24 protein-coding genes and 2 pseudogenes are annotated in these 25,699 nt (G+C 57.4%); 14 read left to right on the plus strand and 12 right to left on the minus strand.

Features of this window, described 5'->3' with window-relative positions:
• From ABSG47_RS06895 to rpoD, 4 genes and pseudogenes are all read left to right on the plus strand, one after another.
• Positions 1 to 246, plus strand: a pseudogene (locus ABSG47_RS06895) (hypothetical protein); the annotation flags it as partial.
• Between the two features lie 47 nt (positions 247 to 293).
• Positions 294 to 566 (plus strand): hypothetical protein, encoded by a 273-nt coding sequence (locus ABSG47_RS06900; RefSeq protein ID WP_424168140.1) that lies wholly within the window; start codon positions 294 to 296, stop codon positions 564 to 566.
• A 3-nt stretch (positions 567 to 569) separates the two neighbouring features.
• Entirely contained in the window at positions 570 to 890 is a 321-nt protein-coding gene (locus ABSG47_RS06905) for a type II toxin-antitoxin system RelE/ParE family toxin (protein WP_424168142.1), read from the plus strand.
• Between the two features lie 533 nt (positions 891 to 1,423).
• Complete coding sequence (rpoD, locus tag ABSG47_RS06910) at positions 1,424 to 3,115, plus strand: RNA polymerase sigma factor RpoD (protein WP_424168145.1); 1,692 nt, start codon at positions 1,424 to 1,426, stop codon at positions 3,113 to 3,115.
• Between the two features lie 224 nt (positions 3,116 to 3,339).
• On the opposite strand, the gene ABSG47_RS06915 is transcribed toward rpoD, so the two are convergent.
• Positions 3,340 to 4,041: a hypothetical protein gene (locus ABSG47_RS06915; protein ID WP_424168147.1), complete on the minus strand. Its 702-nt coding sequence runs from the start codon at positions 4,039 to 4,041 to the stop codon at positions 3,340 to 3,342.
• Positions 4,042 to 4,308: 267 nt separating this feature from the next.
• Here ABSG47_RS06915 and ABSG47_RS06920 point away from each other — a divergent pair, with 267 nt between their 5' ends.
• Positions 4,309 to 5,778 (plus strand): GH1 family beta-glucosidase, encoded by a 1,470-nt coding sequence (locus ABSG47_RS06920; RefSeq protein WP_424168150.1) that lies wholly within the window; start codon positions 4,309 to 4,311, stop codon positions 5,776 to 5,778.
• Between the two features lie 87 nt (positions 5,779 to 5,865).
• On the opposite strand, the gene argG is transcribed toward ABSG47_RS06920, so the two are convergent.
• A complete protein-coding gene (argG, locus tag ABSG47_RS06925) occupies positions 5,866 to 7,203 on the minus strand; it encodes an argininosuccinate synthase (protein WP_424168152.1) in 1,338 nt (445 codons plus the stop codon).
• 176 nt (positions 7,204 to 7,379) lie between these two features.
• Between argG and ABSG47_RS06930 the strand changes: the two genes are divergently transcribed.
• The 3 genes and pseudogenes from ABSG47_RS06930 (at position 7,380) to ABSG47_RS06940 (ending at position 9,483) form a co-directional block, all read left to right on the plus strand.
• Complete coding sequence (locus ABSG47_RS06930) at positions 7,380 to 7,844, plus strand: nuclear transport factor 2 family protein (RefSeq protein WP_424168155.1); 465 nt, start codon at positions 7,380 to 7,382, stop codon at positions 7,842 to 7,844.
• 90 nt (positions 7,845 to 7,934) lie between these two features.
• Positions 7,935 to 8,700, plus strand: a pseudogene (locus ABSG47_RS06935) (ThuA domain-containing protein).
• 6 nt (positions 8,701 to 8,706) lie between these two features.
• Complete coding sequence (locus ABSG47_RS06940; protein ID WP_424168157.1) at positions 8,707 to 9,483, plus strand: hypothetical protein; 777 nt, start codon at positions 8,707 to 8,709, stop codon at positions 9,481 to 9,483.
• A gap of 89 nt (positions 9,484 to 9,572) precedes the next feature.
• On the opposite strand, the gene ABSG47_RS06945 is transcribed toward ABSG47_RS06940, so the two are convergent.
• The 3 genes from ABSG47_RS06945 to trpD all read right to left on the minus strand — a co-directional run bounded on the left by ABSG47_RS06945 (position 9,573) and on the right by trpD (position 13,436).
• Complete coding sequence (locus tag ABSG47_RS06945) at positions 9,573 to 11,489, minus strand: LVIVD repeat-containing protein (RefSeq protein ID WP_424168160.1); 1,917 nt, start codon at positions 11,487 to 11,489, stop codon at positions 9,573 to 9,575.
• Positions 11,486 to 12,169 carry a DUF305 domain-containing protein gene (locus ABSG47_RS06950; protein WP_424168163.1) on the minus strand — a complete coding sequence of 228 codons (684 nt, stop codon included), beginning with the start codon at positions 12,167 to 12,169 and terminating at the stop codon, positions 11,486 to 11,488. Before ABSG47_RS06950 ends, ABSG47_RS06945 begins: the two co-directional genes overlap by 4 nt.
• A 67-nt stretch (positions 12,170 to 12,236) precedes the next feature.
• Complete coding sequence (gene trpD / locus ABSG47_RS06955; protein WP_424168166.1) at positions 12,237 to 13,436, minus strand: anthranilate phosphoribosyltransferase; 1,200 nt, start codon at positions 13,434 to 13,436, stop codon at positions 12,237 to 12,239.
• On the opposite strand from trpD, the gene sucC reads away from it, so the two are divergent.
• A complete protein-coding gene (gene sucC, locus ABSG47_RS06960) occupies positions 13,435 to 14,610 on the plus strand; it encodes an ADP-forming succinate--CoA ligase subunit beta (RefSeq protein ID WP_424168169.1) in 1,176 nt (391 codons plus the stop codon). The two genes, trpD and sucC, sit on opposite strands and share 2 nt — an antisense overlap.
• 114 nt (positions 14,611 to 14,724) lie before the next feature.
• Entirely contained in the window at positions 14,725 to 15,597 is an 873-nt protein-coding gene (sucD, locus tag ABSG47_RS06965; RefSeq protein WP_424168172.1) for a succinate--CoA ligase subunit alpha, read from the plus strand.
• A gap of 149 nt (positions 15,598 to 15,746) precedes the next feature.
• Here the strand turns inward: sucD and ABSG47_RS06970 are convergent, their stop codons facing one another.
• Both ABSG47_RS06970 and ABSG47_RS06975 read right to left on the minus strand, forming a co-directional pair.
• Positions 15,747 to 16,046: a BrnA antitoxin family protein gene (locus ABSG47_RS06970; RefSeq protein WP_424168175.1), complete on the minus strand. Its 300-nt coding sequence runs from the start codon at positions 16,044 to 16,046 to the stop codon at positions 15,747 to 15,749.
• The gene (locus ABSG47_RS06975) at positions 16,018 to 16,335 is read right to left on the minus strand and encodes a BrnT family toxin (RefSeq protein ID WP_424168177.1); all 318 of its coding nucleotides are present in this window, start codon (positions 16,333 to 16,335) and stop codon (positions 16,018 to 16,020) included. The genes ABSG47_RS06970 and ABSG47_RS06975 overlap by 29 nt, the downstream gene beginning before the upstream one ends.
• Before the next feature lie 691 nt (positions 16,336 to 17,026).
• Here ABSG47_RS06975 and ABSG47_RS06980 point away from each other — a divergent pair.
• Both ABSG47_RS06980 and ABSG47_RS06985 read left to right on the plus strand, forming a co-directional pair.
• Complete coding sequence (locus tag ABSG47_RS06980; RefSeq protein ID WP_424168179.1) at positions 17,027 to 18,028, plus strand: transaldolase; 1,002 nt, start codon at positions 17,027 to 17,029, stop codon at positions 18,026 to 18,028.
• Positions 18,029 to 18,320: 292 nt separating this feature from the next.
• Positions 18,321 to 18,890, plus strand: coding sequence for a hypothetical protein (locus ABSG47_RS06985; RefSeq protein ID WP_424168181.1), 570 nt, complete (start codon positions 18,321 to 18,323; stop codon positions 18,888 to 18,890).
• A gap of 825 nt (positions 18,891 to 19,715) precedes the next feature.
• On the opposite strand, the gene ABSG47_RS06990 is transcribed toward ABSG47_RS06985, so the two are convergent.
• Positions 19,716 to 20,741 carry a zinc-dependent alcohol dehydrogenase family protein gene (locus tag ABSG47_RS06990; RefSeq protein ID WP_424168184.1) on the minus strand — a complete coding sequence of 342 codons (1,026 nt, stop codon included), beginning with the start codon at positions 20,739 to 20,741 and terminating at the stop codon, positions 19,716 to 19,718.
• A gap of 150 nt (positions 20,742 to 20,891) precedes the next feature.
• On the opposite strand from ABSG47_RS06990, the gene ABSG47_RS06995 reads away from it, so the two are divergent.
• Positions 20,892 to 21,116 (plus strand): hypothetical protein, encoded by a 225-nt coding sequence (locus tag ABSG47_RS06995; RefSeq protein ID WP_424168187.1) that lies wholly within the window; start codon positions 20,892 to 20,894, stop codon positions 21,114 to 21,116.
• Between the two features lie 106 nt (positions 21,117 to 21,222).
• On the opposite strand, the gene ABSG47_RS07000 is transcribed toward ABSG47_RS06995, so the two are convergent.
• Both ABSG47_RS07000 and ABSG47_RS07005 read right to left on the minus strand, forming a co-directional pair.
• Positions 21,223 to 21,993: an SDR family NAD(P)-dependent oxidoreductase gene (locus ABSG47_RS07000; RefSeq protein ID WP_424168190.1), complete on the minus strand. Its 771-nt coding sequence runs from the start codon at positions 21,991 to 21,993 to the stop codon at positions 21,223 to 21,225.
• Between the two features lie 96 nt (positions 21,994 to 22,089).
• A complete protein-coding gene (locus tag ABSG47_RS07005) occupies positions 22,090 to 22,998 on the minus strand; it encodes an NAD(P)-dependent oxidoreductase (protein ID WP_424168193.1) in 909 nt (302 codons plus the stop codon).
• A gap of 144 nt (positions 22,999 to 23,142) precedes the next feature.
• Between ABSG47_RS07005 and ABSG47_RS07010 the strand changes: the two genes are divergently transcribed.
• Positions 23,143 to 24,039, plus strand: a complete 897-nt coding sequence (locus ABSG47_RS07010; RefSeq protein WP_424168196.1) for an undecaprenyl-diphosphate phosphatase — start codon at positions 23,143 to 23,145, stop codon at positions 24,037 to 24,039.
• A 23-nt stretch (positions 24,040 to 24,062) separates the two neighbouring features.
• On the opposite strand, the gene ABSG47_RS07015 is transcribed toward ABSG47_RS07010, so the two are convergent.
• Positions 24,063 to 24,728, minus strand: a complete 666-nt coding sequence (locus tag ABSG47_RS07015; RefSeq protein ID WP_424168198.1) for a response regulator — start codon at positions 24,726 to 24,728, stop codon at positions 24,063 to 24,065.
• Between the two features lie 99 nt (positions 24,729 to 24,827).
• Positions 24,828 to 25,637, minus strand: a complete 810-nt coding sequence (locus ABSG47_RS07020; protein WP_424168201.1) for an Hpt domain-containing response regulator — start codon at positions 25,635 to 25,637, stop codon at positions 24,828 to 24,830.
• Between the last annotated feature and the right edge of the window lie 62 nt (positions 25,638 to 25,699).

A 25,699-nucleotide genomic window follows, 5' to 3' on the forward strand; every position in this document is an offset into this window, starting at 1 on the left:
CAGCGGGCGCGGCTGGCCGAGGCGCTGCTGGGTGAGACGAAGCCGCCGGGTGTGGACGAGGTTTTCAGCGCGCTGCAGGAGATTCAGGAGCGGGCGATTGGGGCGCAGTTGCGAGCGATTCGCGCGCAGATTGCGGAAGCGGAGCGGCGCGAGGATCATGCCGAAACAGCGGTGCTGATGCAGGAAAAGATGGAGCTGGACCAGGCGCTGCGGAAGCTGCATCAACAGAAACCGCCGGAAGAGTGACGGCTGAATATAATGCGATCATTGACGCGGACGGCTGGGGGAGAGTTATGCAAATCGAACTCAATGCGGAGCAGCAGCGGATTCTGGAGCGCGCCATGCAGGATGGGTCCACTGTGAGCGAGGTGCTGGATCGGGCGTTTGCGATGATTGAAGCGCAGCTTGAGGGGGATTGGTCCTCGGACTTATCGCCAGAAGAGCTTGAGGCAATCGAAGCACACATCGAGGAAGGGTGCGCGCAGGCTGATCGAGGTGAATTGTATACGCCGGAGGAAGTGAAGCGAATGATGGCGGAGCGAAAAACCCGACGGCAGGTTGCCTGACGGATGAGCCCTGGCTACCGACTAACTCCATTTGCCTTCCAAGACATATTCGAGATTTGGCTCTACATATCGAAGGACAGTCTGGATGCGGCTGATCGCGTAGAAGCAGAGATTTATGATGCCTGCGTGAAGTTATCCCGCAGTCCTTATCTTGGGAAGATCAAAAAGCGCCGAACGGGCAAAGAAGTCCGCTGCTGGACGATTCCCAGATTTCCGAACTACATAGTTATTTACTACCCGGACACAAAGCCCATACAGGTCGTAGCCATTTTGCACGGGCGACGCAATCTGGAGCGGATTCTGCGGGCGCGGACTGGCAAATAGCTTCATATTCCTGCGCCTAAAGCGCCCTTGAATGCGTCTAAATTAAAGGAGCGGGGCGGCCGGAAGCGGGAATCTGGCGCCCACAGTGAAGCTGTCCATCCGGTCAATTGAGTAAATCTTGTGGAAGTCCTGTGGAATATGGGATTTGCGCTGGAAATGCGGGGCCGGATTATGGTAGTCTGTTGATCTCTGTAAGGATGCGCGCCCTTTTGCCCCACACATGAGCTGCGGCTCGCGGGCTATCCAGGCGAAACCTGAAGCGCAGTCATCCTGTTCCGAGCAAATATTTTTTGCCGCTGTTTTTGCGGGCAGCCGCAGGCTCGCCTTTGTGTGCCGTGTATCGGTCACAAGGGGGTAAATGCCTGGGGCGTAGGCGTGCGCAAGTATCGGGCTGCGTATGACGCAAGATCAGCATCGAACGATGAACAGCGAACCTAGGGTTAATTCCAGGTTTGGGTAAGTGCCGTATCCACAAAGGATCCAGGTTCTGCGCGCACTCGATGAACGAAGAGACCTGAGAGAGCAGGGAAGTTTTGGCTATTGACGATAAATACGATGAAGAGATTCACAGCCTGATTGATGCAGGCAAGGAAAAAGGCTATCTGACCTACGGCGACGTGAACGAGATGATGCCGGATGAGATGGCAACCTCCCCGGAGGACATCGACGACCTGATCACAACGATCGGGACGCAGGGGATTGATCTGCTTGACGGGCCGAAGTTCGGCACGGACAAGGACTTTGACCTTGAAGAGGGTGAGGACGTTGAGCTTGACCTGACACCCGGCACACTCGAAAAGACGAACGACCCCGTGCGCATGTACCTGCGCGAGATGGGTACGGTTCCGCTGCTCACGCGTGAAGGCGAAGTGGAGATTGCCAAGCGCATTGAGCGCGGGCAGAACCGCGTGCTGAAGGCGATTTCTCGCTCGCCGATTGTGATTCGCGAGATTGTGGCGCTGGGCGAAGACCTGAAGCGCGGCGTGCGCAACGTGAAAGAAGTGGTCATCTTCGACGAGGAAGAGCTGACCGAAGACGTGGTGCAGTCGCGTGTGAAGTCGACGGTGTCGCGGATCGATGCGATCGTAAGGCACCAGAAGAAGATTGCCGCGTTCGAGGAAAAGGCCGAGGCGCTTGCCAACGTCAAGACCAAGGCGAAGGAGCTGCGCCACACCCGCTGGCTCATAGCGCGGGAGAAGGTCTTGATTTCGCGCATTGTCCGCGAGCTGAAGTACACGCCCATGGAGCGCAAGCGTTTGCTCGACCGCGTGAACAAGACCGTGGATACCATGCGGACGCTGGAGCGGCAGATTCGCTCGCTGGATCAGAAGTATGAAGCCAGCCGCAGCGAAGAGCTCAAGAAGGAGTATCGCCGCCAGCAGAAGAACTGCAAGGTGGACCTCGAAAAGCTTGAAGCGGATTCCGGCATCTTGATTACCGAGCTGAAGCGCACGCAGCGCGAGATGATCCAGGGCGACATGGACGCCGAGCAGGCCAAGCGTGAGCTGATTGAGGCCAACCTGCGACTGGTGGTTTCAATTGCAAAGAAGTACACCAACCGCGGATTGCAGTTCCTCGACCTGATTCAGGAAGGCAACATCGGCCTGATGAAGGCCGTGGACAAGTTCGAGTACCGCCGTGGATACAAGTTCTCGACGTATGCGACCTGGTGGATTCGCCAGGCGATTACGCGCGCGATTGCGGACCAGGCCAGGACGATTCGTATCCCGGTGCACATGATCGAAACGATCAACAAGCTCATCCGCACCAGCCGTCAGCTTGTGCAGGAGCTGGGCCGCGAGCCTTCTTCAGAAGAGATTGCGCGCCGCATGGATATTCCAGTGGCAAAGGTTCGCAAGGTGCTGAAGATTGCGCAGGAGCCGATATCACTGGAAACTCCGATCGGCGAAGAAGAGGATTCGCATCTTGGCGACTTCATTGAAGACCGCCAGGCTGTATCGCCTTCCGAAGCCGTGATCAGCGTGAACCTGAAGGAGTATACGTCTCAGGTTCTGCGCACTCTGACACCGCGCGAAGAGCGCGTGATCAAGATGCGCTTCGGTCTGGAGGACGGCTCCGAGCATACGCTGGAAGAAGTGGGCCAGAGCTTCCAGGTAACGCGCGAGCGCATCCGGCAGATTGAAGCCAAGGCACTCCGCAAGCTGCGCCACCCAAGCCGCAGCCGCAAGCTGAAGGCATTTGTGGAAGGCGTGAAGGAGCTTTAAGAAATTCGAACGAGCACCGTACCAACCGAAGTATTGGTGCAGTTCATTGGGCCGCGGCTAAATGCCGCGGCTTTTTATTTGGTACGCCCAGCATGGTCACATTCTTGCGGGTGTAAGTCCTGCCGCAAGCAAGTCACTGCAAGCGAAGCGAAGCGCAACTGCATGAGGGTGAGGATGCCATGATCGCCCTCCTAGGCTGCGAAACGCCCAACTGTACGACAGTATTAAAAGCCATCTGGAGAAACCTCTCTCCAAACAACCGGAGGAGGCTCAGGAATGGCGAACCATCCGCCCTGCCATGTGCTTTCATCGGCAAAAAAGAAAGTCCTCGGCAAAACTGTAACCTTGTGTACCGTGCCGGCTAAACGATACACATCGGCTTCCAAGGTGTTATTTGGATTCGCATCGAAGGTGAATCGCATGGTTCCACCGGGCGGAATATGTATCTCCGGATGATGAAGCATTACGTCTGAAACCGGGCGAGAAGTGCCATCCCTGCGTAGAAACGCATGGGAAGGTTGCCGCCCCAGGAAATTAACCGTGGTGAGTATCGGCTTGTTGCTCTCGCCTGTGCCTGTCTCAGGAAATTCAACGATAATTTCGCCGTATATCATCTCTTTTTTGCTGGCATTTTGTATCACAATAGCCAGGCGGTTGACCCACCCAGGAGACACACTTACCGGGACGTCCAGCGGGATGGGCTTATTGTCGATCAAGACCTGGACTATCTTGAACGGAGGCTGTCTTCCTGGAATGTGCGTGGAGAAGGTGATGTCTGGCAATGGAGAGGACGAGGCCTGTCCGCAGACCATTTGAGAACTGCTGATAAGAATTCCGGCAAAAGCCAAACAAAGCCATGATTTCAAAGTCTTAGTCATTGATTTCTCCCTTTCTACGCATGGCCGAAACCTGTTTCTTCGTTGCATTGAGTCAATTTCGAGTGACTCAATCGAAGAAAGCGGCGACAGTGTATTTCCAAATGCGGGAGCCCGAAGACGGACCAACTCTCACACAGCTTGCAAAATGCTGTCAAATTCATTAAGTTACGTGCGGCTTTGAAGTGTTTCCAAAGCAAGAATTCTTAACAATCCAATCCTTCCATCGTCCTGCTAGAATTCCCCCTTGGCTGCGGCACATCAGCTCTGCTAAAACGTTTCCGCAGCCTATCTGTGCAATTTTGAGGAGCCCTCCGAATGAAAGCCATCTCGCGCCGCCTGTTCGGCAAAACCGCAGCCGCCACAGCGGCAGCCGCCGCAAGCGGCGTCACCCTGCCTGGTCTCGCTACATCTGGACTTGCTTTTGGCCAGTCGTTTGAGCGCAAGCCCATCAGCCTCAAATTTCCGGAGGGCTTCAAATGGGGCTGCTCCACGGCCAGCTATCAGATTGAAGGCGCGGTGAAGGAAGACGGCCGCGGAGAGACGAACTGGGACATCTTTGCGCACACGCCGGGCAAGACGCATAACGGCGAAACGGGCGATGTAGCGGATGACTCCTACCACCGCTACAAAGAAGACGCACAGTTGCTCAAGGACCTCGGCGTGCAGACCTACCGCATGTCGATTGCCTGGTCGCGCATCTTCCCTGAAGGCAAGGGCACGCCGAACCCCAAGGGTGTGGACTACTACCACCGCGTGGTGGACGATCTGCTGGCCAAGGGAATTACGCCCTATGTGACGCTCTTCCATTGGGACCTGCCCGCTGCGCTGCCGGGTGGATGGCAGAACCGCGACACGTCAAAGGCGTATGGAGACTATGCGGGCTATATGGCGAAGCACCTTGGCGACAAGGTGAAGCACTGGATGACGACGAATGAGCTGACGTGTTTTACGGACCTTGGCTATCGCAATGGGCAGTTTGCGCCGGGGCTGAAGCTGCCCAATGGCGAGGCGAACCAGGTGCGGCACCACGGCATTCTGGCGCATGGCTACGGCGTGCAGGCCATACGCGCAAATGCACCGACCGGGACGCAGGTAGGTCTTGCGGAAAACGCCAACGTGTTTGTGCCGGTGATCGAGACTGAGGAGCACATCGAGGCCGCCAAGAAGGCGACCCGCATCCTGAATGCGCCGTTCCTCACTGCCATCATGGAAGGCAAGTACATTGAGGAGTATCTGAAGCACGAAGGCGCCGACGCTCCGAAGTGGGAGCCGGATGACTTCAAGGCGATTGGATCGAAGCTCGACTTTGTGGGCCACAACGTGTACACGCCGACGTATGTGCGCGCAGCCGGCGGGCCGCTGGGCTTTGCTGTTGAACCGAATCCGAAATCGTATCCGCACATGGCTTCTCCGTGGCTGAACATTGGACCGGAGAGCATTTACTGGGCGGTACGGAATGTATGCGAATTGTGGCATCCGCCGGCGATGTACATCACGGAGAACGGCTGCTCAAGCGATGATGTGCTGACGCCCGATGGCCATGTGGGAGATGTTGACCGCGTGATGTATCTGCGCAACTACGTGACGCAGCTTCACCGCGCCGCTGCCGAAGGCTATCCCATCAAGGGCTACTTCCTGTGGAGTTTGCTCGATAACTTTGAGTGGGCGGATGGATACTCGAAGCGCTTCGGCATTCACTACGTGGACTACACAACGCTGAAGCGGTACCCGAAGCTGAGCGCCGAGTGGTACAAGACGGTGATCGCGAAGAACGCTGTTGTTTAGGGACGAATTACGAAGGACGAGAGACGAACAAGCAGCAACGGCGCGGGCATCTTGCGATGCTCGCGCCGTTTGATTTTTGGTGTCGAGTTACTTCTTCTTGTCGCCGCCGAGCTGCGGCATGTTCGCGCTTGTTGAGAGCGTAAGCAGGCCGGCCTCTGCGTAGGTGAGCAGCTTTGCACGCGTGTCCACGATGTCAAGGTTGCGCATGGTGAGCTGGCCGATGCGGTCGCGTGGTGAGAAGACCGAATTCGTTTTTTCCATCGAAAGCCTCTCCGGCTTGAAGGTCAGATTTGGCGAATCGGTGTTGAGGATAGAGTAGTCGTTGCCGCGCCGCAGCTCCACGGTCACTTCGCCTGTAATGGGCCGCGCCACCCAGCGCTGCGCGCTCTCGCGGAGCATGATGGCCTGGGGATCGAACCAGCGGCCCTGATAAAGCAGCCTACCCAGCTTGCGGCCATTTTCACGGTACTGCTCAATGGTGTCTTCGTTGTGGATGCCGGTGATGAGGCGCTCGTAAGCGATGTAGAGCAGTGCAAGGCCGGGTGCCTCGTAGATGCCGCGCGATTTCGCTTCAATGATGCGGTTCTCGATCTGGTCGCTCATACCGAGGCCGTGGCGTCCGCCAATGTTGTTCGCAATCAGCAACAGCTCGACGGGATCGGCGATCTCCTTGCCGTTAAGCGCGACCGGCTGGCCTTCGATGAAGCGGATGGAGACTTCTTCGGGCTTCACGTCCACATCGCCGCGCCAGCTTGCAACGCCCATGATCGGCTGCACGATGCGGATGCTGCTCGAAAGATGTTCGAGGTCTTTGGCTTCATGCGTCGCGCCGAGAATGTTCGAGTCGGTGGAATAGGCCTTCTCGGAGGACATCTTGTACTCGAAGCCCGACTTCTGCATGAAAGCGGACATTTCGGCGCGGCCGCCGAGCTCATCGATGAAGGCCGCATCGAGCCAGGGCTTGTACACGCGGAGGTTCGGATTGACCAGCAGGCCGTAGCGATAGAAGCGCTCGATGTCATTGCCCTTGAAGGTAGACCCGTCACCCCAGATATCGACAGCATCTTCCTTCATCGCCGTGACGAGCATGGTGCCGGTGACGGCGCGGCCAATAGGCGTGGTGTTGAAGTACGTCACGCCGGCGGTCGAAATATGGAACGCGCCGGATTGCAGGGCAGCGATGCCTTCCTGCACGAGCTGCAGGCGGCAATCGATGAGGCGGGCTTTTTCCGCGCCGTATTCGAGTGCCTTGCGCGGAATGGCGTCGTAATCGGTCTCGTCGGGCTGGCCGAGATTGGCCGTGTAGGCGTAGGGAACTGCGCCCTTCTGCTTCATCCAGTGCAGCGCGGCGGAGGTATCAAGGCCGCCGGAGAAGGCGATGCCGACTTTTTCACCGACAGGGAGATTTTCAAGGATATTCGACACAGCAAAACCTCAAACTTTTAAGGGCTTCGTTCGTAAGAACGCGACTCTTCATTGTAAGGTTTGCGATAGGTTGAGGATGAAATGGCAGTGAAAACGCTCGTGGGGCTTGCGGAATTACAGATTTCATATCGAGCGATGGGTGTTGTTGGGACTCATCTCAAGGTAAAATTGCGGCCATGAACAAGCACGCAAAGCAGTTCGCTTTCTTTTTCGGCATCATTCTGGCAACGAGCTTTACAACCCGCGCCTTTGCGCAATCGGCGGAGGAGCAGGCTGTGCTGACGCCGATTCATGCGATGTTTGACGGCATGTCAAAACGCGATGCCGCGGCGATTAAGGCTCCCACTCTGCCTGGCGGCACAATGGTGCTGATGCGCGACGGCAAACCGGCGCAGATGACCTTTGAAGCCTTTGCGGAGCGCGTTGGTAAACCCGGCAAGACGCAGATCGAGGAACGCATCCACGATCCACTGATCCGCATCGATAGCGATCTCGCCGTGGTGTGGGCGCCATTCGACTTTCTGGTCGATGGGAAGGTGGATCACTGCGGAACGGATCTATTCAATATGGTTCGTGTGGACGGAAAATGGATGATCGCGAGCGTTGCCGATACCGGTACGAAGACCTGCTCCGCGAAATGAGGGCTTTGCGCTTCCGGTAGCGCAGCCCAGGTCGGATCGCTACTTTTCGGTAGCGATCTATAGTCGCGTTCGATGAAAATGCGCTTGCCTATGAAATTTCTAGATTGCGTTTTGAAGGCTGTCTTTGTTCTGACGGCATGCTTCGGTCTGCTGCCGGTTGCGGCGCAGAAGCCGTTGCGCGTTCTGGTTTACACGCGGAACTATACGCCCGATGGCAAGGGCTACGTTCACGACAACATTGCTTCCAGCGTTGAGGCCATCAAGAAGATGGGCGCTGAGAAGGGCTTTGCCGTCGATGCTTCGGATGATCCGGCCGTCTTCACGGATGCGAATCTCAAGCAGTATGCTGCGCTGGTATTTTCGAACAGCAATAATGAGGCTTTTACGACGGATGCGCAGCGGGATGCGTTCAAGCATTTCATGGAGGCGGGTGGAGGGCTTGTGGGGATTCACTCCGCTTCAGGGTCGGAGCGCGACTGGCCTTACTTTCAGTCTGTGCTGGGTGGCAAGTTTGCGGTGCATCCGGTGATGCAGACGTTTACGGTCCAGGTTTGCTGCGGTTCGGGGGCTGCCGCAGAAGTTCTCATGGACGGATGAGTGTTATTTCATCGACCATCTGAATCCTGATATTCATCCTGTGCTGGTGACGGATCGGACGAAGCTGAGTGCGCTGGACAAGATGAAGATTGATCCGGGCGGGTTTCCGAATCCGCTGCCTCTGGCGTGGTGGCATGAGTTTGATGGAGGGCGGGAGTTTTATATCGCGCTGGGGCATAACAAAGAGGATTATGCGAAGCCTATGCTTTACGGGGTGATTGAGGGTGGGATTTTGTGGGCGATGAAGAGGGGAAATTAGAGATCGATGCGGAACGTAAGTTTTTGTTGGGTCTTTTTCTTTGTATTTGCCGTCGCATTGGGCTGCCAGACACCCTCGCCAGACTGGAATGGCTTATGGAAGTTGAATCCTGCCAAGAGTAGTTTTCAAGATCCGATTCTGACAATTTTGATTACGGCGGATGATGAATATCGCTTTGATGAAAGTTCCAGTCACACTCTTCATTGCGATGGACAGGATCGATCAATAGGAAACAACCGCATGCTAACCTGCGTAAAAAGCAGCGCTACAGTCTTAGACATAGCCCTAAAAGAAAATGGGGTAAAGACGAGGGCTACCCGCGATGAGCTTTCTACTGACGGGAAGATTTTTACAACGACTGTAACTGAGTTTCGACCGAATGCGTCCGCATTCACACATCAAATCGTGTTTTCACGATTGTCCGGGGCGAATGGTTTTGCAGGCCAGTGGCGGGATACGAGCTACATTCAGGAGTATGCTGACATGACTTTGAAGCTCGACAATCAGGCTTTACGAATTGATTATCCGAATTCGGGCCGCCACATCGACGCACTGCTCAATGGAGTCGAGGCAGAGACGCGCTGGTCCCAAGCTCCAGAGGGGGCTACCCGTACCGTGTGGCCTGCTGGAGGTCGTGAGTTTGCCGTTGTGATGAAACGCCATGATAAAGATTTCACTCAAGGCTCTATGAAATTGAGCGACGATGGTAAAGTCATTACTTACTCTTTGTGGAATTCAGATAAACCTGATTCCAAAACTACATTCGTTTACGAAAAGAAATAGAGAGGTAATATCTACTAAGCAAGTTGCTTTGAAGAGAAACCGGCCCGCGTGGAGTGATCCATGCGGGCCTTGTTTTATTGCGGGTTTGTTTACGCCGTCGGGGCTTTCAGGATGGCTGAGAGGGCGGCTACGCGCTTGGAGTCTGCTGGATCGGAGACTGAAAGAGCGGTGATGTCGGTGTCAGGCAGGGCCTTTGAGCGGCTGAGCTGATCGACATAAGCCTTCGCCACGACGAGCTTGTTGGGCCAGACGATCTTCTGTTGGTTCTGAACGTTGAGCTCGGCCACCTTAACGGCTTTAGCCGCGTCGATTTCGTTCTGCGTGAGGAATTTTGTCGGTGTCAGCTCAAAGATGTCGAGACCGCGCGCGATCTCCGAGCCATAAATTGCGCCGTTGTACCAGTAGGCAGACCAGTAGCCGCCGAGGACAAGCATCTTGGGGTCGATGGGGCCGCGGTCAAAGTAGGCGATCTCGTAGGGCTTTGCCGGATCGGTGAAATCCATGACAGAGACGCCGCCCTGATACCAGGCCTGCACTTCAATGTCGCGGCCCGGAATTGGAATTAAGGATCCGTTGTGCGCGACGCAGTTTTCCGTGTCGCCCTGCGCGGCAGGCAGCTTGTAGTAGGACTGCAGGCTGAGCTTGTCGTCCTTGAGATTGAAGATGGCGTCCGCGCCCCACTTGTTGGGATCGGTGGGACGGCAGCGAGCGCCGAGACCACCACCCCACTCGTCGGTGAAGACGACCTTGGAGCCGTCATTCGAGAACGAAGCCGAGTGCCAGTAGGAGTAGTTGGGATCGTTGACGGCGTCCACGCGCTTGGGGTTCACGGGGTCTTTGATGTCGAGCAGGATGCCGTTGCCGGAGCATGCGCCGGCGGCGAGGCCGATGGCGGAGTAAACCGTAATGTCGTGGCACTGGTTGGTGTCTTCCGGCTTGGCCTTGGCATCGCCGTGCTCTGCGCCGCCGTTGTTGAGGCCGTTAAGAGCGCCGGTGCGGGGATCGATAAAGACGCGCGGGCTGGAAACGACCTTGGCCTGCTCAGGGTGCGCGACCGGAACCTTGATGACTTCAATGCGGAAGAGCGCGGTATTGGGGTCCTTGTCGGGAGCTGCATCGACGCAGCCGGTGAGCTCTTCTGTAGGGCGCACGAAGGAGGTTCCCGAAACGTAAATGTAGACGTTGTCCTTGTCGTTGGGATCGACGACGAGGGTATGCGTGTGGGAGCCGCGGCAGGTCTGCACGGCGGCTACCTGCTTGGGATTCTTGATGTCGGAAATATCGAAGATGCGGACGCCGCGAAAGCGCGCGGGATCGGCAGGCGGCGTGCGGCTGGGACGCTCGCCCGGCTTGGGCGCCGGCGGAGGCGCGAAGCCCTGCTCGCCGCAATCGAGGCGGCCATTCGGCATTTCAACCGACATGAAGAGCAGCTTGCCGTAGACGGAGACATCGCCCTGGCCGCCGGGGCAGACGAGTGAGGTGAGCAGCGAGGTCTTGGCAGGGTTGGAAATGTCCCAGATGTTGATGCCGTAAAAATTGCCCTGGAAGAGATGTCCGCCCTCAAAGGCAAAGTCCGAGTTGGCAAAGGCAAGCTGTGCGATGACCATCTGCATGGCGGGCGGCATCTTCATGCCTGGGGCCATGCCGAGCTGCGTGAGGGTCTTTTGCACCTTGGGATCGTCCGGCGTGGAAGCGGTGATCTGGAAGGCATCGGGCTTCTTGAGAAAGGCCACATGCTTCATCCCGGATGCGGCCTCGCCGGCGTCATAGAGGCCGGGCTTGAGGGTGTAGCGGGGATCGCTGGTATCGGAGCCGGTCATGCCGGCGGGCAGCGGTGGCGCGGGTGCGGGCGCGAACGGGTTTTGCATCTGCTGCGCTGAGGGCGGCGGAGTTGCGGGCGCTGGAGCTGGTGTGGGTGCTGCGGCCTGCGCCACGAGCGAGTGAGCGGATGCGGCGAGAACCGCCAGCGCCGCGGAGTAGAGAGCGGCCTTGCAAAGGGTGTTCACTGTTTGACCTCCGAAAGTTTTTGGGGCGAAAGTTTTTCAAGCATTTTTTGCATGATGGCGATCTCTGCCCGCTGCGTGTTGTCCGCATCCGTGGCAAAGTTGAAAATATCGGCGTCCTGGCCTGCCGCCGCTGTGTTAAAGAGATCCTTGACCATGATGAGCGCGCCGTTGTGGTGCTGAATCATGCCGGTGAGAAAGAGGCGGTCGAATTGCGCGCCGCGTGCGGCGCGGAGTGCTTCCATCTGCGCGGGCGTAAGCATGCCGGGCATGGGCTTCATCGGGTTGCCATCCATATCCATCTCCGGCATTCCGGGCATAGCCATCGATATAGGCTGGCCGCGCGCGGCAAGCCAGCGCTGCATGAAGCGAATCTCATCCGACTGCGAGCTGGAGATCTTTGCGCCGAGTGAGGCAAGCGCCGCATTCGAGGTATGCGACGCAATGAGGCCGGTCATCTCAACGGCCTGCGAGTGGTGCATGATCATGCCCTGCATGAACTCGACATCTGCGTGCGAGGCTGGAGGCAGTGAGGGGCGCGTGTCGGCGGGCAGGGTCTTTGAAGGCTGGCCCGGAGCGCCGGGTTCGACGATTACGGGTGAGGAAGACTGCGCACGCGCTACTGCGGTTGCCAGAGTAAGGACAGCCAGAGCGAAGACGGGTTTACATGGTGCTTGAGGCATTCGGATGCGCATTTAACACTATCATGTGCGGGATAGCGTGTGACCGTAGCTATTGATACGCTTGCGGCTACTGAGCCGTTCCGTGCCTCTCGCCGAAGTTGCGGAGCTTGGCCAGCGTGGCTGCGGCCTGGCCGGAGTCAATGGCTTCCGCGCCGAGGGCTACGCCTTCCTTGAGGTCGCCGGCAAGGCCCGCGGCAACGAGCGCGGCGGCGGCGTTGAGCAGGACAATATCGCGGCGCGCGCCCGGAAGGCCGGTGATCACGTCATAGAGCAGCGATGCGTTGGTGTCCACGTCGCCGCCGGTGAACTCTTCGAGTTTTGCGAGCGGAAGGCCGGCCATTTCAGGCGTGATGCGGGCGGCCTTCATCGTGAGTGTCTTGCTGGGCTCTTCTTCAAATATCCGGGCGACTACAGATTCGCCGGTGGTGGTCAACTCGTCGATGCCATCGGAACCGTGAACGACGAAGGCATGGCGTGCGCCGAGCGCGACAAGAGTACGGCCCATAAGCAGCACGCGGCTGGGAGCGAGAACTCCGATCACCTGATTACGCGCGCCTGCTGGGTTGCTGATTGGGCCGGCAAGATTAAAGATCGTGCGGAAGCCCAATGCGCGGCGCAGCTCACGTACGGCCTGCATAGCCGGATGGTAGTGCGGCGCAAAGAGAAAGACAAAGCCGGTCTCGCGCAGGCACTCGGCGGCCAGATCCGGACCGAGCGTGATGGGGATGCCAAGAGCTTCCAGCACATCCGCCGAACCGCAGCGCGAGGTGACGGCGCGGTTGCCGTGCTTGGCGACTTTGGCTCCGGCGGCCGCGGCGACGAGCGCTGCGCCGGAAGAGATATTGAAGGTGAGCGGACCGCCGCCGCCTGTGCCGCAGGTGTCTACCAGCTCTTCGCGTTCGGCATCGGTGAGCGGAACGGGAACGGAATTGGCGCGCATGACTTCGACAAATCCCGCCAGCTCCGGGGCCAGCTCCCCACGCGTAGCCAGCACGGCCAGAAATGCGGCGGTTTCAACATCCGGAACCGTGCCGGCGAGAATTTCCCGCAGCACATCCGCGGACTGCTCGCGTGTGAGGGACTCGCCGTCCTCGGCCAGCGGCTTCAACAGGTCTTTAACAATGCCCATATCTCTCAATATGGTAACTGGAGCCCCCGCATGCGCCTCATCGCCCCGGTGCGGATTGCCGCTCGTTGGTAGCGGGCGATAGTATGAGCTTGCCGCTAACACTCCAATCTCAGCGGCAGTGGCGGTTCCCAGAGACATGAAGATTCACGAGTATCAGGCGAAGGAAATTCTCGCGAAATATGGCGTGCCCGTGCCCAGGGGCGAAGTAGCGAATACGCCGGAAGAGGCTTCTGCCGTGGCGCGGAAGCTGTTTGCCGAGGGCGCAAGCGGCGTGGTTGTAAAGGCGCAGATTCACGCCGGAGGCCGCGGTAAAGGCGGCGGCGTGAAGGTGGCCAGAACCCGCGAAGATGCCGAAGAGCACGTCAAGAACATTCTTGGCATGCAGCTCATCACGCACCAGACCGGTCCGCAGGGGCAGAAGGTGCAGCGCCTGCTGGTTGAAGAGACGGCGGCAATTGACCGCGAACTCTATCTTGGTATTGTGCTGGACCGCGCGGCAGGCAAGCTGACGTTTATGGCCTCGCAGGCCGGCGGCATGGAGATTGAAGAGGTCGCCGCGAAGGACCCGACCGCGATCTATAAGGAAGCGATCGACCCGGCGGTGGGCTTTGGCGCGTGGCAGGCGCGGAAGCTGGCCTTTGCGCTGGGATTGAAGCCGACTCAAATTAACCAGGCTGTGGTGTTCTTCCAATCGCTCTATAAGGCGTTTATCGAGACGGATTCGTCGTTGCTCGAGATCAATCCTTTTATTACGACGAAGGACGACAAGCTGTTTGCGCTCGACGCGAAGATGAACTTCGACGACAACGCGCTCTTCCGTCATCCGGAGATCAAGGCGCTGCGCGATGTGGCCGAGGAAGATCCGCTGGAAGTGGAAGCAAGCAAGTACGCGCTGAATTACATCAAGCTCGATGGCTCCATTGCCTGCATGGTGAACGGCGCGGGCCTGGCGATGGCCACGATGGACATCATTCAGTACGCGGGCGGCTCACCTGCAAACTTCCTTGACGTAGGCGGCGGCGCAACGCAGGAACAGATCGAGCACGCCTTTGAGATTCTTCTCTCTGACGCGAATGTGAAGGCCATCTTCATCAACATCTTCGGCGGCATTTTGCGCGTGGACCGGCTGGCGACGGGCGTCGTAGCTGCTGCGAAGAATCTGAACGTGAAGGTGCCGATTGTGCTCCGGCTTGAAGGAACCAATGTGGAAGAAGGCCGCAAGATTCTTCAAGAGTCGGGATTGAATTTCCAGGTGGGCGCAACGATGAAGGATGCTGCGGATCTCGTCGTAAAGGCAGCAGCCGGCCATTAATCCCCCACTGTATTTGCTTTGTAACAGGGCACGACTTTAGTCGTGCCGATATAGCCGAAAAATGAAATCGGGCTTTAGCCCCTGAATCCTACGGCTGATAGCTAGGAGCTAAGAATGGCAGTTCTGGTAGATAACAACACTCGTCTCATCGTGCAGGGAATTACCGGCAAAGAAGGAACGTTCCACGCAAAGGGTTGTGCGGAATATGGAACGAAAGTCGTCGGCGGTGTAACTCCCGGTAAGGGCGGTTCCATTCATGAAGGTTGGCCGGTCTTCAATACTGTTGCAGATGCTGTGAAAGACACCGGCGCGAATGCGACGATGATCTTTGTGCCGCCACCGTTTGCGGCTGACGCGATTCTTGAGGCTGAGGACGCGGGCATTCCGCTGATCGTCTGCATCACGGAAGGCATTCCAACGCTGGACATGGTGAAGGTCTGGGCCAAGATCAAGCACTCCAAGTCGCGGCTGATTGGGCCCAACTGCCCAGGCGTGATCTCGCCGGGCATGGCGAAGATCGGCATCATGCCGGGACGTATTCACAAGCAGGGTTCGGTGGGCATTGTGTCGAAGTCGGGCACGCTGACCTACGAAGCCGTGCATCAGCTCACGCAGCGCGGCATCGGGCAGTCCACGGCCATCGGCATCGGCGGTGACCCGATCATCGGCACCACGCATATTGATGCGTTGAAGCTATTGAATGACGATCCCGATACAGAAGCCATCATCATGATCGGCGAAATCGGCGGATCGGCTGAGATCGATGCCGCCGCATGGGTCAAGGCCAACGTAAAGAAGCCTGTTGTGGGCTTCATCGCCGGACAGACCGCGCCTCCGGGCCGCCGCATGGGCCACGCTGGAGCCATCATCTCCGGCGGCGAAGGCACCGCGGCCAGCAAGATGGAAGCGATGCGCGAGGCCGGCATTCACGTGGTTGTTTCACCCGCGGAGATGGGCGAGACTCTGGCAAAGGCGATTGGGAAGTAGGTAGCTTTTAGCTCCTAGCTGTTAGCTTTTAGCTAAAAACGAAGGCCCACCGATGAGGTGGGCCTTTGTGCTTCTATCGAATTCGAGAAAGAACTTTGGATTGGCGTGGCTAAAGTCGCTATTACCCATCCAAGCCTGCATAGACATTTCTAAGTTCTTCGTATTGCGGCAGAGCGTTCGGCTTCCATTAGGTTTGCCAAAATGTCGTTGATGCGGGTGAGATGGCCTGCGCCTTTGGACTTGAGCCATTCGAGCACTTGCGGATCGAGACGGACGCTCACGGGAACCTTGCGCGGGATGTCGCGGAAGCGGACCATACGGGCAAGCTGCTCGTCGGTGAGCGGTGGTATGTCGGAGTAGTCGATGCCTGAGTCGTCGCCAGCGGCCTGTCTGGCGGCAATGCGCTTGACGGCTTCTATCTCAGATTTCGTCCACTTCCTGCGTTGCATATCTTCCAATGTCACGCTTTTGAGCTGCACGGGCGCTGATGATACGGATAACCTCTTCGCCATATAAGTCCTTTCTGTAAACATGCACAACAAGAAGAATCGCGCTTTGCGATAGCAGTTGATGGCTTATGCGTCCAATGGCATGCCAGCGTTGCTCACCTGTTTCATCGACCCGGTCGAGCACGATTAAACGATCCGGATCGGCAAAGACCAAGGACGCGAGTTCGAATGAAACTCCATGTTTGCGTTGGTTGAGGCGGTTCTTCCGTTCATCCCAATCAATGCGCATGTGTATATACACACTGTATCACGGACTTTAGTTGCGGGTAATTTTATGAGGCCAGTCGATTCATGTAGACCGCTCAGCGCGGGTGCCCCCGGTCTCCTGGTTTTGGAGACCGGGGATACCACAAATGCCGGGTGCCCCATCCATCGAGCGCACTCTGCTCGATGGGTGGGACAGCACTCCCGCTCGTTCTTCCATCGACCAGCAGAAAACCGCTCCCAGCAATTAGTTACTTTAGTCCAGTGCCCTTTCGTGCGGAACTTCTCCCAGATAGTTTGCATAGAATTAACCCCATTTGTGAAACACTCATAATCAGCAGAGAAAAGACACGGCTCGAATCCACTATGGATTAGAGCCGTCTTCATTTCGGGAGGGGATCCCCATCCCTCGCCATCGGAATCTGAAAATCTGTATCGCACAGTTCGCTGCACAGTTCCGAAATAAAGATCGCATGAAGATTTCGATAAGGAGTGTGTTCCCGTTCGCAACCCGCTCAAATCAAGCAGCTTGGGAAATAAGGCTGCACAGGATAGCTCAGCAGGAAAAGCAAATTACGCTTGTAACCCGTTCTTCACCGTCGGCATCCAATCGGGCGTACACTGAGATGGAACGCGCCGGGCGCGGGGCTTTTTCAAAAGATTTGGCCTAAAATTCGCTCTTTTTTGCTGCGCCGGTAGCTCCCTTGGAGGAATTCATGCCACAGAATCTATTGGAACAGTTGCGGAAGTACACCGTGGTGGTTGCCGATACCGGCGATATTGAAGCGATGGAGCAGTTCAAGCCGACGGACGCGACGACGAATCCTTCGCTGATTACCGCTGCCGCGCAGATGCCGCAGTATCAGTCCATTGTGGACGAGGTTTTGAAGCAGGCGCGCAATGATAAGGGCGAGTCAGCGAGCGACACGGACGTTGCCAACCTCGCGTTCCAGCGACTGGCCGTGGCCTTTGGCAAGAAGATTCTGGCCATTGTGCCCGGACGCGTTTCCACCGAGGTTGACGCGCGGCTCTCGTATGACACTGCGAAGACGATTGAGCAGGCGCACGCGATTATCAAGCAGTATGACGAGGCCGGCGTTGGCCGCGGTCATGTGCTGATCAAGATTGCCTCCACATGGGAAGGCATTCGCGCGGCTGAGGTGCTGGAGAAGGAAGGCATTCATTGCAACCTGACGCTGCTCTTCGGCATTCACCAGGCTGTGGCCTGTGCTGAGGCGGGTGTGACGCTGGTTTCGCCGTTCGTCGGCCGCATTCTGGACTGGTACAAGAAAGACACCGGCAAGGACTACCAAGGCGCGGATGATCCGGGCGTGCAGTCTGTGACGAAGATTTACGACTACTTCAAGAAGTTTGGCTACAAAACGCAGGTGATGGGCGCGAGCTTCCGCAACATAGGCGAAATTACGGAGCTGGCCGGCAGCGATCTGCTGACCATTTCGCCGAAGCTGCTGGAAGAACTCGAAAAGACGGAAGCTGACCTGCCGCGCAAGCTCGATCCGGAAGCAGCCAAGAAGCTGGATATCGAGAAAATTCCCATGAACAAGGAGACCTTCGACAAGATGCATGCCGAGGACCGCATGGCCCACGACAAGCTGAAGGAAGGCATTGAGGGCTTCTCCGCCGCGCTGGTGAACCTGGAGAAGCTGCTGGCAGACCGGCTTGCGAAGCTGGAGCAGCGGCAGCCTGCGACGGTGTAGGATTGCGCAAAACCGCATAACAGAAAGGGCAGCCGTTTTCGGCTGCCCTTTTCTTTGTTCGAAAACTGTTTCGGAAACGGAATCCTTGCGCAAAGCACTTATCAATACGGTTCCTGTTGTCAGGAAACTTTCGGATCTTCTCTTGACCATGACAACTTTTCCGATATGATCCGTGTCAAATCTCGGTAAACGTGGCGTGAATCTGGCGCCGCGCTGGAAAGTGGCTGGAAGCCCCGGCTGCTCCCGGTAGTCTTTCAGACCGGCGCCTTCGCACCTTTCCATAGGAGGCGTCATGCGGTCTGAATCAAACCCAGCGTCGCGGTCCAACTCTCGGCAAAACCCTCATCCCCTCACAGCGTTCTTTGAACAAGCTGTCCGCAACAGCTATGAGGGACGGCTTGGCCTGCATGATCCTGAAGTGACGGAATACGTTGCGCGGCTGTTGTGCGATTTCTCGAGCTCCGACAAGCTGTATGAACTGCGCGATACGTTCGGCCGGCCTGTGGCTGAGTTGGAGCAGATGATGGCTGCGGCCGATCCGGTGCATGGCTCCGCGTCCAGCTTCGACACCGAGCGGCGTGTTCGCAAACACATTGGCGATTACGCGCTCTTTGTGGCGGGCATGTATCCGGAGTCTTCGCGGCAGCATAGGCGCTATCGCGCCAGCTTTCCGGACCTGGTGCATGCGGGCAAGGAGAGCTACTACATTGTGAGCCAGTTCAACCTCTTCGAGTATGAAAAGGAAGCGGCACTCTTTGGGCGGCTTTCAGACTGGTTTGAGCGCTGCATCCTGGGCCTGACGCTGGTGCGGGAGGAGCTGGGGAATCGGCGAAAAATGCTTCCGCCGCCGGCGGTGCAATAAAACAGGGAGCAGGGAATAGGCAACAGGGATTAGAAAGCGAAACTCCAGCTCCGCTGATGAATTACTGTTCCCTTCTAGAGCATTTCTCCTCTTGCTGTAGAGCGACCCAGCCTGGCCGCAAAAACAAATACGCTACGAGGGTGTGGGCTGCCCGAACTTTATACCTTCGGGAGAGATGCTCGAATGTTGCGGCCTGGGACGGCAGCTTCTGAGGATTTGCTGGAACAACTTTCGCTTTTTGTTTCCCCGGCTACGCTGTTTTTTGAAGGGTGTGAAATTATGCCGCTATGTGATTGTTTTTGTGTAATTTACCGTTGATTTACGGTGTTTACTAATTGATTATCATGAGTGGTTACTTTTGAGGGGACACCCTCGAAAAAAAAATTTCTGGGCTGCCTTGAAAGAGCTACGGCCCGAATCCTTTTTGGGGTTCGGGCCGTGGCTTTTTCTTCTGCTGATTCTGAGTAAAGCATAAATGGGGTTAATTGCATGCAAAGTTTCTGGAGGAGGTGGGGTTACGAAAGGGTGGTGGACTTTGGTAATGGGGAAAGAAAGGGACAAGGGACAAGAGCAGTTCTCCTCTTGCTGTGGAGCGATCCCTGCCTGGCCGCTAAAACGAATACGCGGCCAGGCTGGGGCGTCCGAACTTTATATCTTCGGGAGAGATGCTTTAGTCCGCGCTTCAGGCAAACGGTCTTGATTCATTTTGATCTCCGCGCCCCATCCTTGTGGTGTTTTTGCCGCCAGGGTGGGATATTTACAGCCTTTTATAACTTTTGCTCTTTATCTACACTCCCCGTTCCCTTGTCCCTATTCCCTGTCTTTTCACGCTACGGACATCACCAGCTTGCCAAAATGGCTGCCATTCTCCATCCGCGCCAGCACCTCGCGCGCATGCGTCCACGGAAAATCCTCGCCCACGGGCCGCAGATTGCCCAGTGAAACAGCTTTATTCATCTCCACAAAATCCTGCCGCGAGCCCACATAAATCCCACGCAGCCGTACCTGCTTATGCAGAATCAACGGAACCGGCAGCGCTTCCGGCGGCGTCGGCCCAGCCCCGGACCCAGCAGTTAGCACGCCCACCTGCGCAATCGTGCCGCCCATCTTCACCGCCTTCAGGGATCGCGCCAGCGTTCCCACCCCGCCAACTTCGACAATCAGATCCACGCCCTCGCCGTCCGTCTCATCCAGCGCCCAACGGGCCCAATCCGGCGTCGTCTTGTAGTTCAATCCGGCATCGAGGCCCAACTCCTGCGCCCGCTCCAGCTTTTCGTCGCTGCTGGAGACACCCAGCACCCGCGCTCCCCTCAGCCGCGCAAGCTGCAGCGTGAAGAGCGACACCCCGCCCGTCCCCTGGATCAGCACCGTCGCGCCCGGCTTCAGGTCCGCCGCGGCCAGCGCATTCCACGCCGTCACCGCCGCGCACGGCAGCGTCGCCGCCTCCTGGTAGCTCAGATGATTGGGGATCTCCACCAGGCCTTTTTCGTTCAGCACGACATACTCGGCCAGCATGCCGTCCGTGTCGCCGCCCAGCGCGCCCTTGGTCTTCTCCGGCGTCGGCGGCCCATCAATCCAGTTCTGCATAAAGATGCCCGCCACGCGGTCGCCAGCCTTCCACGGCGATGCACCGTTGCCTGTGGCAATCACCTCGCCCGCGCCATCCGAGCAGGGAATCCGCGGCAGCTTGAGCTTGGGGTTATAAGTCCCCTTCACCATCATCAAGTCGCGATAATTGAAGGAGATGGCATGAATCTTCACCAGCACCTCTCCGGGCCCCGGCTCCGGCGTTGTGCGCTCCGTAAATTCCAGCTTGTCTACTCCAAAAGAACCGATCTGCCAGACCCGCATGAATGCTCCTTATGACCTTTGCGTATGAATAACCCATAAAGACCGCTGATTTTCGGCTAAAAACTAATTTAAAGAATCGAAACCAGCTGAAGTCCCCGTAGAATGGAAGATATGGCCCGTGGTTGGGAAAGTAAATCCGTGGAGGAGCAAATGGCAACTGTGCAGCAGACGGTACCGATAGCGCCGGCAGGTTTCAATGCTGGGGAAGCTCGCCGCGTAGCGGAAGTCGAGCGCACCCATCGCGCCCGGCAGAAACAGGCACTGAATCTGCAGAAAGAAAACATTCTTTCGCAGCGAACCTCAAGCCCGGCCCGCCGCCAGGCCCTTGAAGCGGCACTGGCGCAGATTGAGGCCGAAATAGCTAAACTCGATTGACCCTGACCCGCGAAAGCGGGTTTTTTATTAGGCGCTTCCACCGCTGAAGGCGCTCCACCGTCGCGGCGTATCTGTTTATGCAGCCAGGGCGGGAAACTCTAAACCGTCAACTATCCCTGTGAAGCATGTACGGGTTCGCCTGCTGCACCGGCGTCAGCACCACGTCCGCAATATTCACATGCGCGGGTCGCGTCGCCGCCCACAGAATCACGTCCGCAATATCCTCCGCCGTCAGCGCCTTCACGCCTTTGTAGACATTTCCCGCGCGATCCTCATCTCCGTGGAACCGCACCAGGCTGAAGTCCGTCTGCACCATCCCAGGGTCCACGCTCGTCACGCGGATCGGCGTTCCCAACACATCCTGCCGCAGCCCGTCATTGATGGCCTTCTCCGCAGCCTTCGTTGCGCAGTACACCGCGCCGTTCGGATACGTAATATGACCGGCAATCGAGCCGAGATTGATCACATGCCCGCTCCTGCGCTCCACCATTCCCGGAACCACCGCTCGCGTCACATACAGCAGCCCCTTCACATTGGTGTCAATCATCTCGTCCCAGTCGGAAACCTTGCCTTCGTAGACCTTCTCCAGCCCACGGCTCAGCCCCGCGTTGTTCACGAGGACTTCAATCTCCCGCCAACCTGCCGGCAGAGCCGCAATCGCTCGCGCAACCATCTTGCTGTCGCGTACATCCAGCGAAAGCATCAGCACATCCTGCGCGCCACGCTCCCGCGCCTCTTCTGCCACAAATGCCAGCTTTTCCACCCGTCGCGCCGCGAGCAGCAACTTCGCGCCCTCGGCAGCAAACGCCAGCGCCGTCGCCGCGCCAATCCCCGCGCTCGCTCCCGTGACAAAAACAATCTTCCCTTGTAATTTCATGCCTTCATCCTAACCAATCGAAATCGGGTGCCCCACCCCCGCGGCGCATTTGTTTTCGCCGCGAGGGTGGGACACTTATGCTCTGGTTTTCTTGAGCTACAATCCCGTTCCTTCTGACCCCTGATCTCTGCCCCCTGATCTCTGTCTTGCCATTCTGTACTGCCCCACAGCCCAATCCTCACCTCGAAGCCCATCCGCAATCGCCTGATCGAAGATGTGCATCATTTCCTCCGCCAAACTCAGCGTCACGCCGCTCGTCTTCGCAGCCGCGCGAAGCATCCCAAGATCCTTCTTACCCAACCCAATCGTCGCCCCCACATGCTCCGGCGGATGCAGCATGACATTGGCATACGCCGCATAGAACGGCGACTGAAACAGTGCGCTGTTCACCGCCCCAAAGAAGACCGCAGGTTCAATCCCTTGCGATTCCGCAAAAACAAATCCCTCCGAGAGCGAGTGAATCATCGCGGAAATGAGAAAATTTCCGCCCAGCTTTACCGCATGAGCCTGCTTCGGCTCCGTGCCCACTACGGTATATCCGCGTGAAATCGCTCCCAGCACCGGCTTCGCGCGCTCCACAGCATCCTCAGCTCCCGCCAGCACCAACCACAGCTTGCCCGCCTCGGCCACATTCGGCCTGCCAAACACTGGAGCTGCCACAAACGCAATCCCACGCTTCTTATGCTCCTCCGTCAATCTCTCGGAAAGCCCCACACTGATCGTGCTGCACGCAATATGAAGCGAGCCCGGCTCCAGCGCATCCAGCAATCCGTTTGCGCCAAAGAGCACTTCTTCATTGGCCTCATCGTCAAACAGCATCGTGATTACCGCATCCGCCCCAAGCTCAGCCTCGGCAGGCGTGGCCGCGGCAATCGCACCTTCGCGCAGCAGCGGCTTTGTTCGGCCTTCAGTGCGGTTCCACACCGCCAGCTCATGCCCGGCAGCGATCAACCGCAAAGCCATCGGCGTGCCCATCGCACCCAGGCCCAGAAATCCAATCTTCATCGCGAAATATCCTTTCAGTTTTGCCGCTGCAATGTACCGTCTCAGATCCTTCTGAATGGATGCAGGATCATCGCAGCACGAACCGCAAACCTGCATCTTTACCGTGCAATCTCCTATGCAGTTGAAGTGTGATACCACTTGAATATGAGCCTTCTCAGCGTCCTCATCCTTGCCATCCTTCAGGGTCTCGCCGAACTGCTTCCCGTCTCAAGCTCTGCTCACGTGGTCGTCGCTGAAAAGCTGATGGGCCTCGATCCGTCCTCGCCGCAAATGACGCTGCTCCTTGTGATGCTGCACACCGGAACCATGTTTGCCGTCATCGTTTACTTCTGGAAGACGTGGAAGAAGGTCTATTTTTCCAGCACCACTTCGTTCATACGCATAACAACATATCTCGCCTGCGCCTTGGCTCTCACGAGTATTGTTGGTATCGTCCTCAAAGGTATTGTTGAGAAAACGCTCTTTCGTGGCGCGCAAAAAACCGAGATCGAGCAGCTCTTCAGTCATCTGGAACTCATCGCGCCGGCGCTTGCCGCCGCCGGCATCCTTATCCTCATCGCCGGCCTCATGGAGCGCCGCATCAAAAAGACCGGTTACACGCGAATCCTTGCCGATGAGGAAAGCACCTTAACCCTCATGCAGGCATTATGGATGGGATTGGTGCAGGGAATAGCTCTGCCCTTTCGCGGCTTCTCCCGCTCGGGTTCAACAATCTCCGCCGGCATGTTGGCCGGATCAGCCAAAGAGCCGGCAGAGCGTTTCAGCTTTGCAATGGCCGTCCTTATTACGCCAGCCGTAATCGCCGCGGAGCTGGTTCGCCTGCTCAAAGCCATGCATGCATCCGCAGGCTCAGGCGCGCCCATCGATCTCCACGCATCGCTGCTCACCGGCGCGCTCGGCGCAGTTTTTTCCTTCATCGCAGGCCTGCTTGCGCTCAAGTGGCTGAGCGGCTGGCTGGAATCCGGCCGCTGGTATTTATTCGGGATTTATTGCCTGATCGCATCGGCAGCGGTCTTCTACCTGCACACACGCGGCTTCTGAAGCTGGTGTGCGCAGAATCTCCGCTACTGCTGCATAGCCACAAGCTGGTGCGCAATCGCAAACAGCGCCAGCTCGAGCCGCGTCGAAACGCCTGTCTTGTCGAAGATATTGGAGAGATGCCGCTTGACTGTCTCTTCGCTCAGCCCGAAGCTGCGCGCAATGTCGCGGTTGGTGCAGCCTTCCACAATGGCGCCCACCACTTCCAGCTCTCGCGGCGTCAGCCCGTATGTCTTGCGCGGCTGCACCTCAGCCTTCTGCATCAGTTCATGCAGCGCCGTCACCAGGTTCGCCACGCGCTTGCCGCCAATCCAGTAATCCCCGCTCACCACCGTGCGGATGGAGGTGTGCAGATCCTGCACCAGCGAATCTTTCAGCACAATCCCGCGCGCCCCAATATGCAGCGCCTCAATGATCTGCTGTGTCGTAATCGTGGAAGTGAGCAGGAGAATCTTCACCGTCGGCGATCCGCTCATGATCGCCCGCATCGCCTCAAGGCCCGGGAGCCTGGGCATCAGCAGATCCAGCAGAAGAATATCGGGCTGCAGCTCAAGCGTCTGCGTGATCGCTTCGTCGCCGTCTCCGGCTTCGCCCGCCACGTCGAATCCGCTCGCGTCCGCAAGCATATTGCGCACGCCAATACGAACGACGGGATGATCGTCTGCAATAACGATTCGAATCGTTCGTTCCACCGAGGCCTACCCCTCCAACAACAAACTTCGACTCGATGGCAATCGCAGGTACTGCAAAGCCTGACATTGCCGTAATGCCCGTGACATCACACTTCTTTTTTACTGCGGAGAAAACTCCCTTCCTAGCATATCTTTAAGAGCCTCGATTGCGCTACTTAGCTGTGCGACGATTGCGCTGCTGTTATCCAATTTGTCACTCTCGGCTTCGAGCATTGCGCCCAGCCGGGCCGCATCCACGGCGCCTACCATGCCGCATCCGCCCTTGATGGCGTGCCCAATATGACGCACCATCATCTTGTCTCCCCGCTCAATCGCGGCTTTGAGCGTAGGCAGTCTCCGGCTCAGGTCGTCCACGACAGTACTATAGATCTGGCGTACACCGGCCTCCGGCATCAGCGCCCGTAGCGCTTCCAGCTTGTTTTTATCCAGAGTGGCCTCCAGGTTGGACGCATTGGAGGATGTTTCTCTTTTTGAATCAGTTACTTGCGTCGCAGAGGCTTCCTGTCTCTCGCGCTTTGCCGGCTCGCGTTCGCTCTTTTCAAGCCATTGCTTCAGCTCTTTGGTTCCAAAGGGTTTGCCAAGAAACCCATCCGCACCCAGCACGTCATCGATGTGCGGCTCGCTCGCGCTCATGGCCAGAAGCACGGTGCCCGATTCCGGACGCACCCGCTCACGGAACTGCGAAATCAGGCTCGCGCCTCTCAGGCCCGGCATTCTGACATCCATCAGAATCACCCTCGGCCTATAATTTTCGGCGTCCAGCATTGCCAGAGCCGCGACCCCGTCCTGTGCCGTTCGCACTTCGTAGCCCTCAATCGTGAATACGGTGGCCAGAACCTCGCGGCTGACCTCATCATCATCCACAATCAGCACGGAAACATGGTCGGCGTCGGAATAATAGGAAGACATGGGGTAAGTTTGCCATGTCCGGCATAGTCCCAACCATCACGCAAGTGTGGGATACGCGTAGC

The organism is Occallatibacter sp. (assembly GCF_049510455.1).
Classification (GTDB): Bacteria; Acidobacteriota; Terriglobia; order Terriglobales; family Acidobacteriaceae; genus Telmatobacter.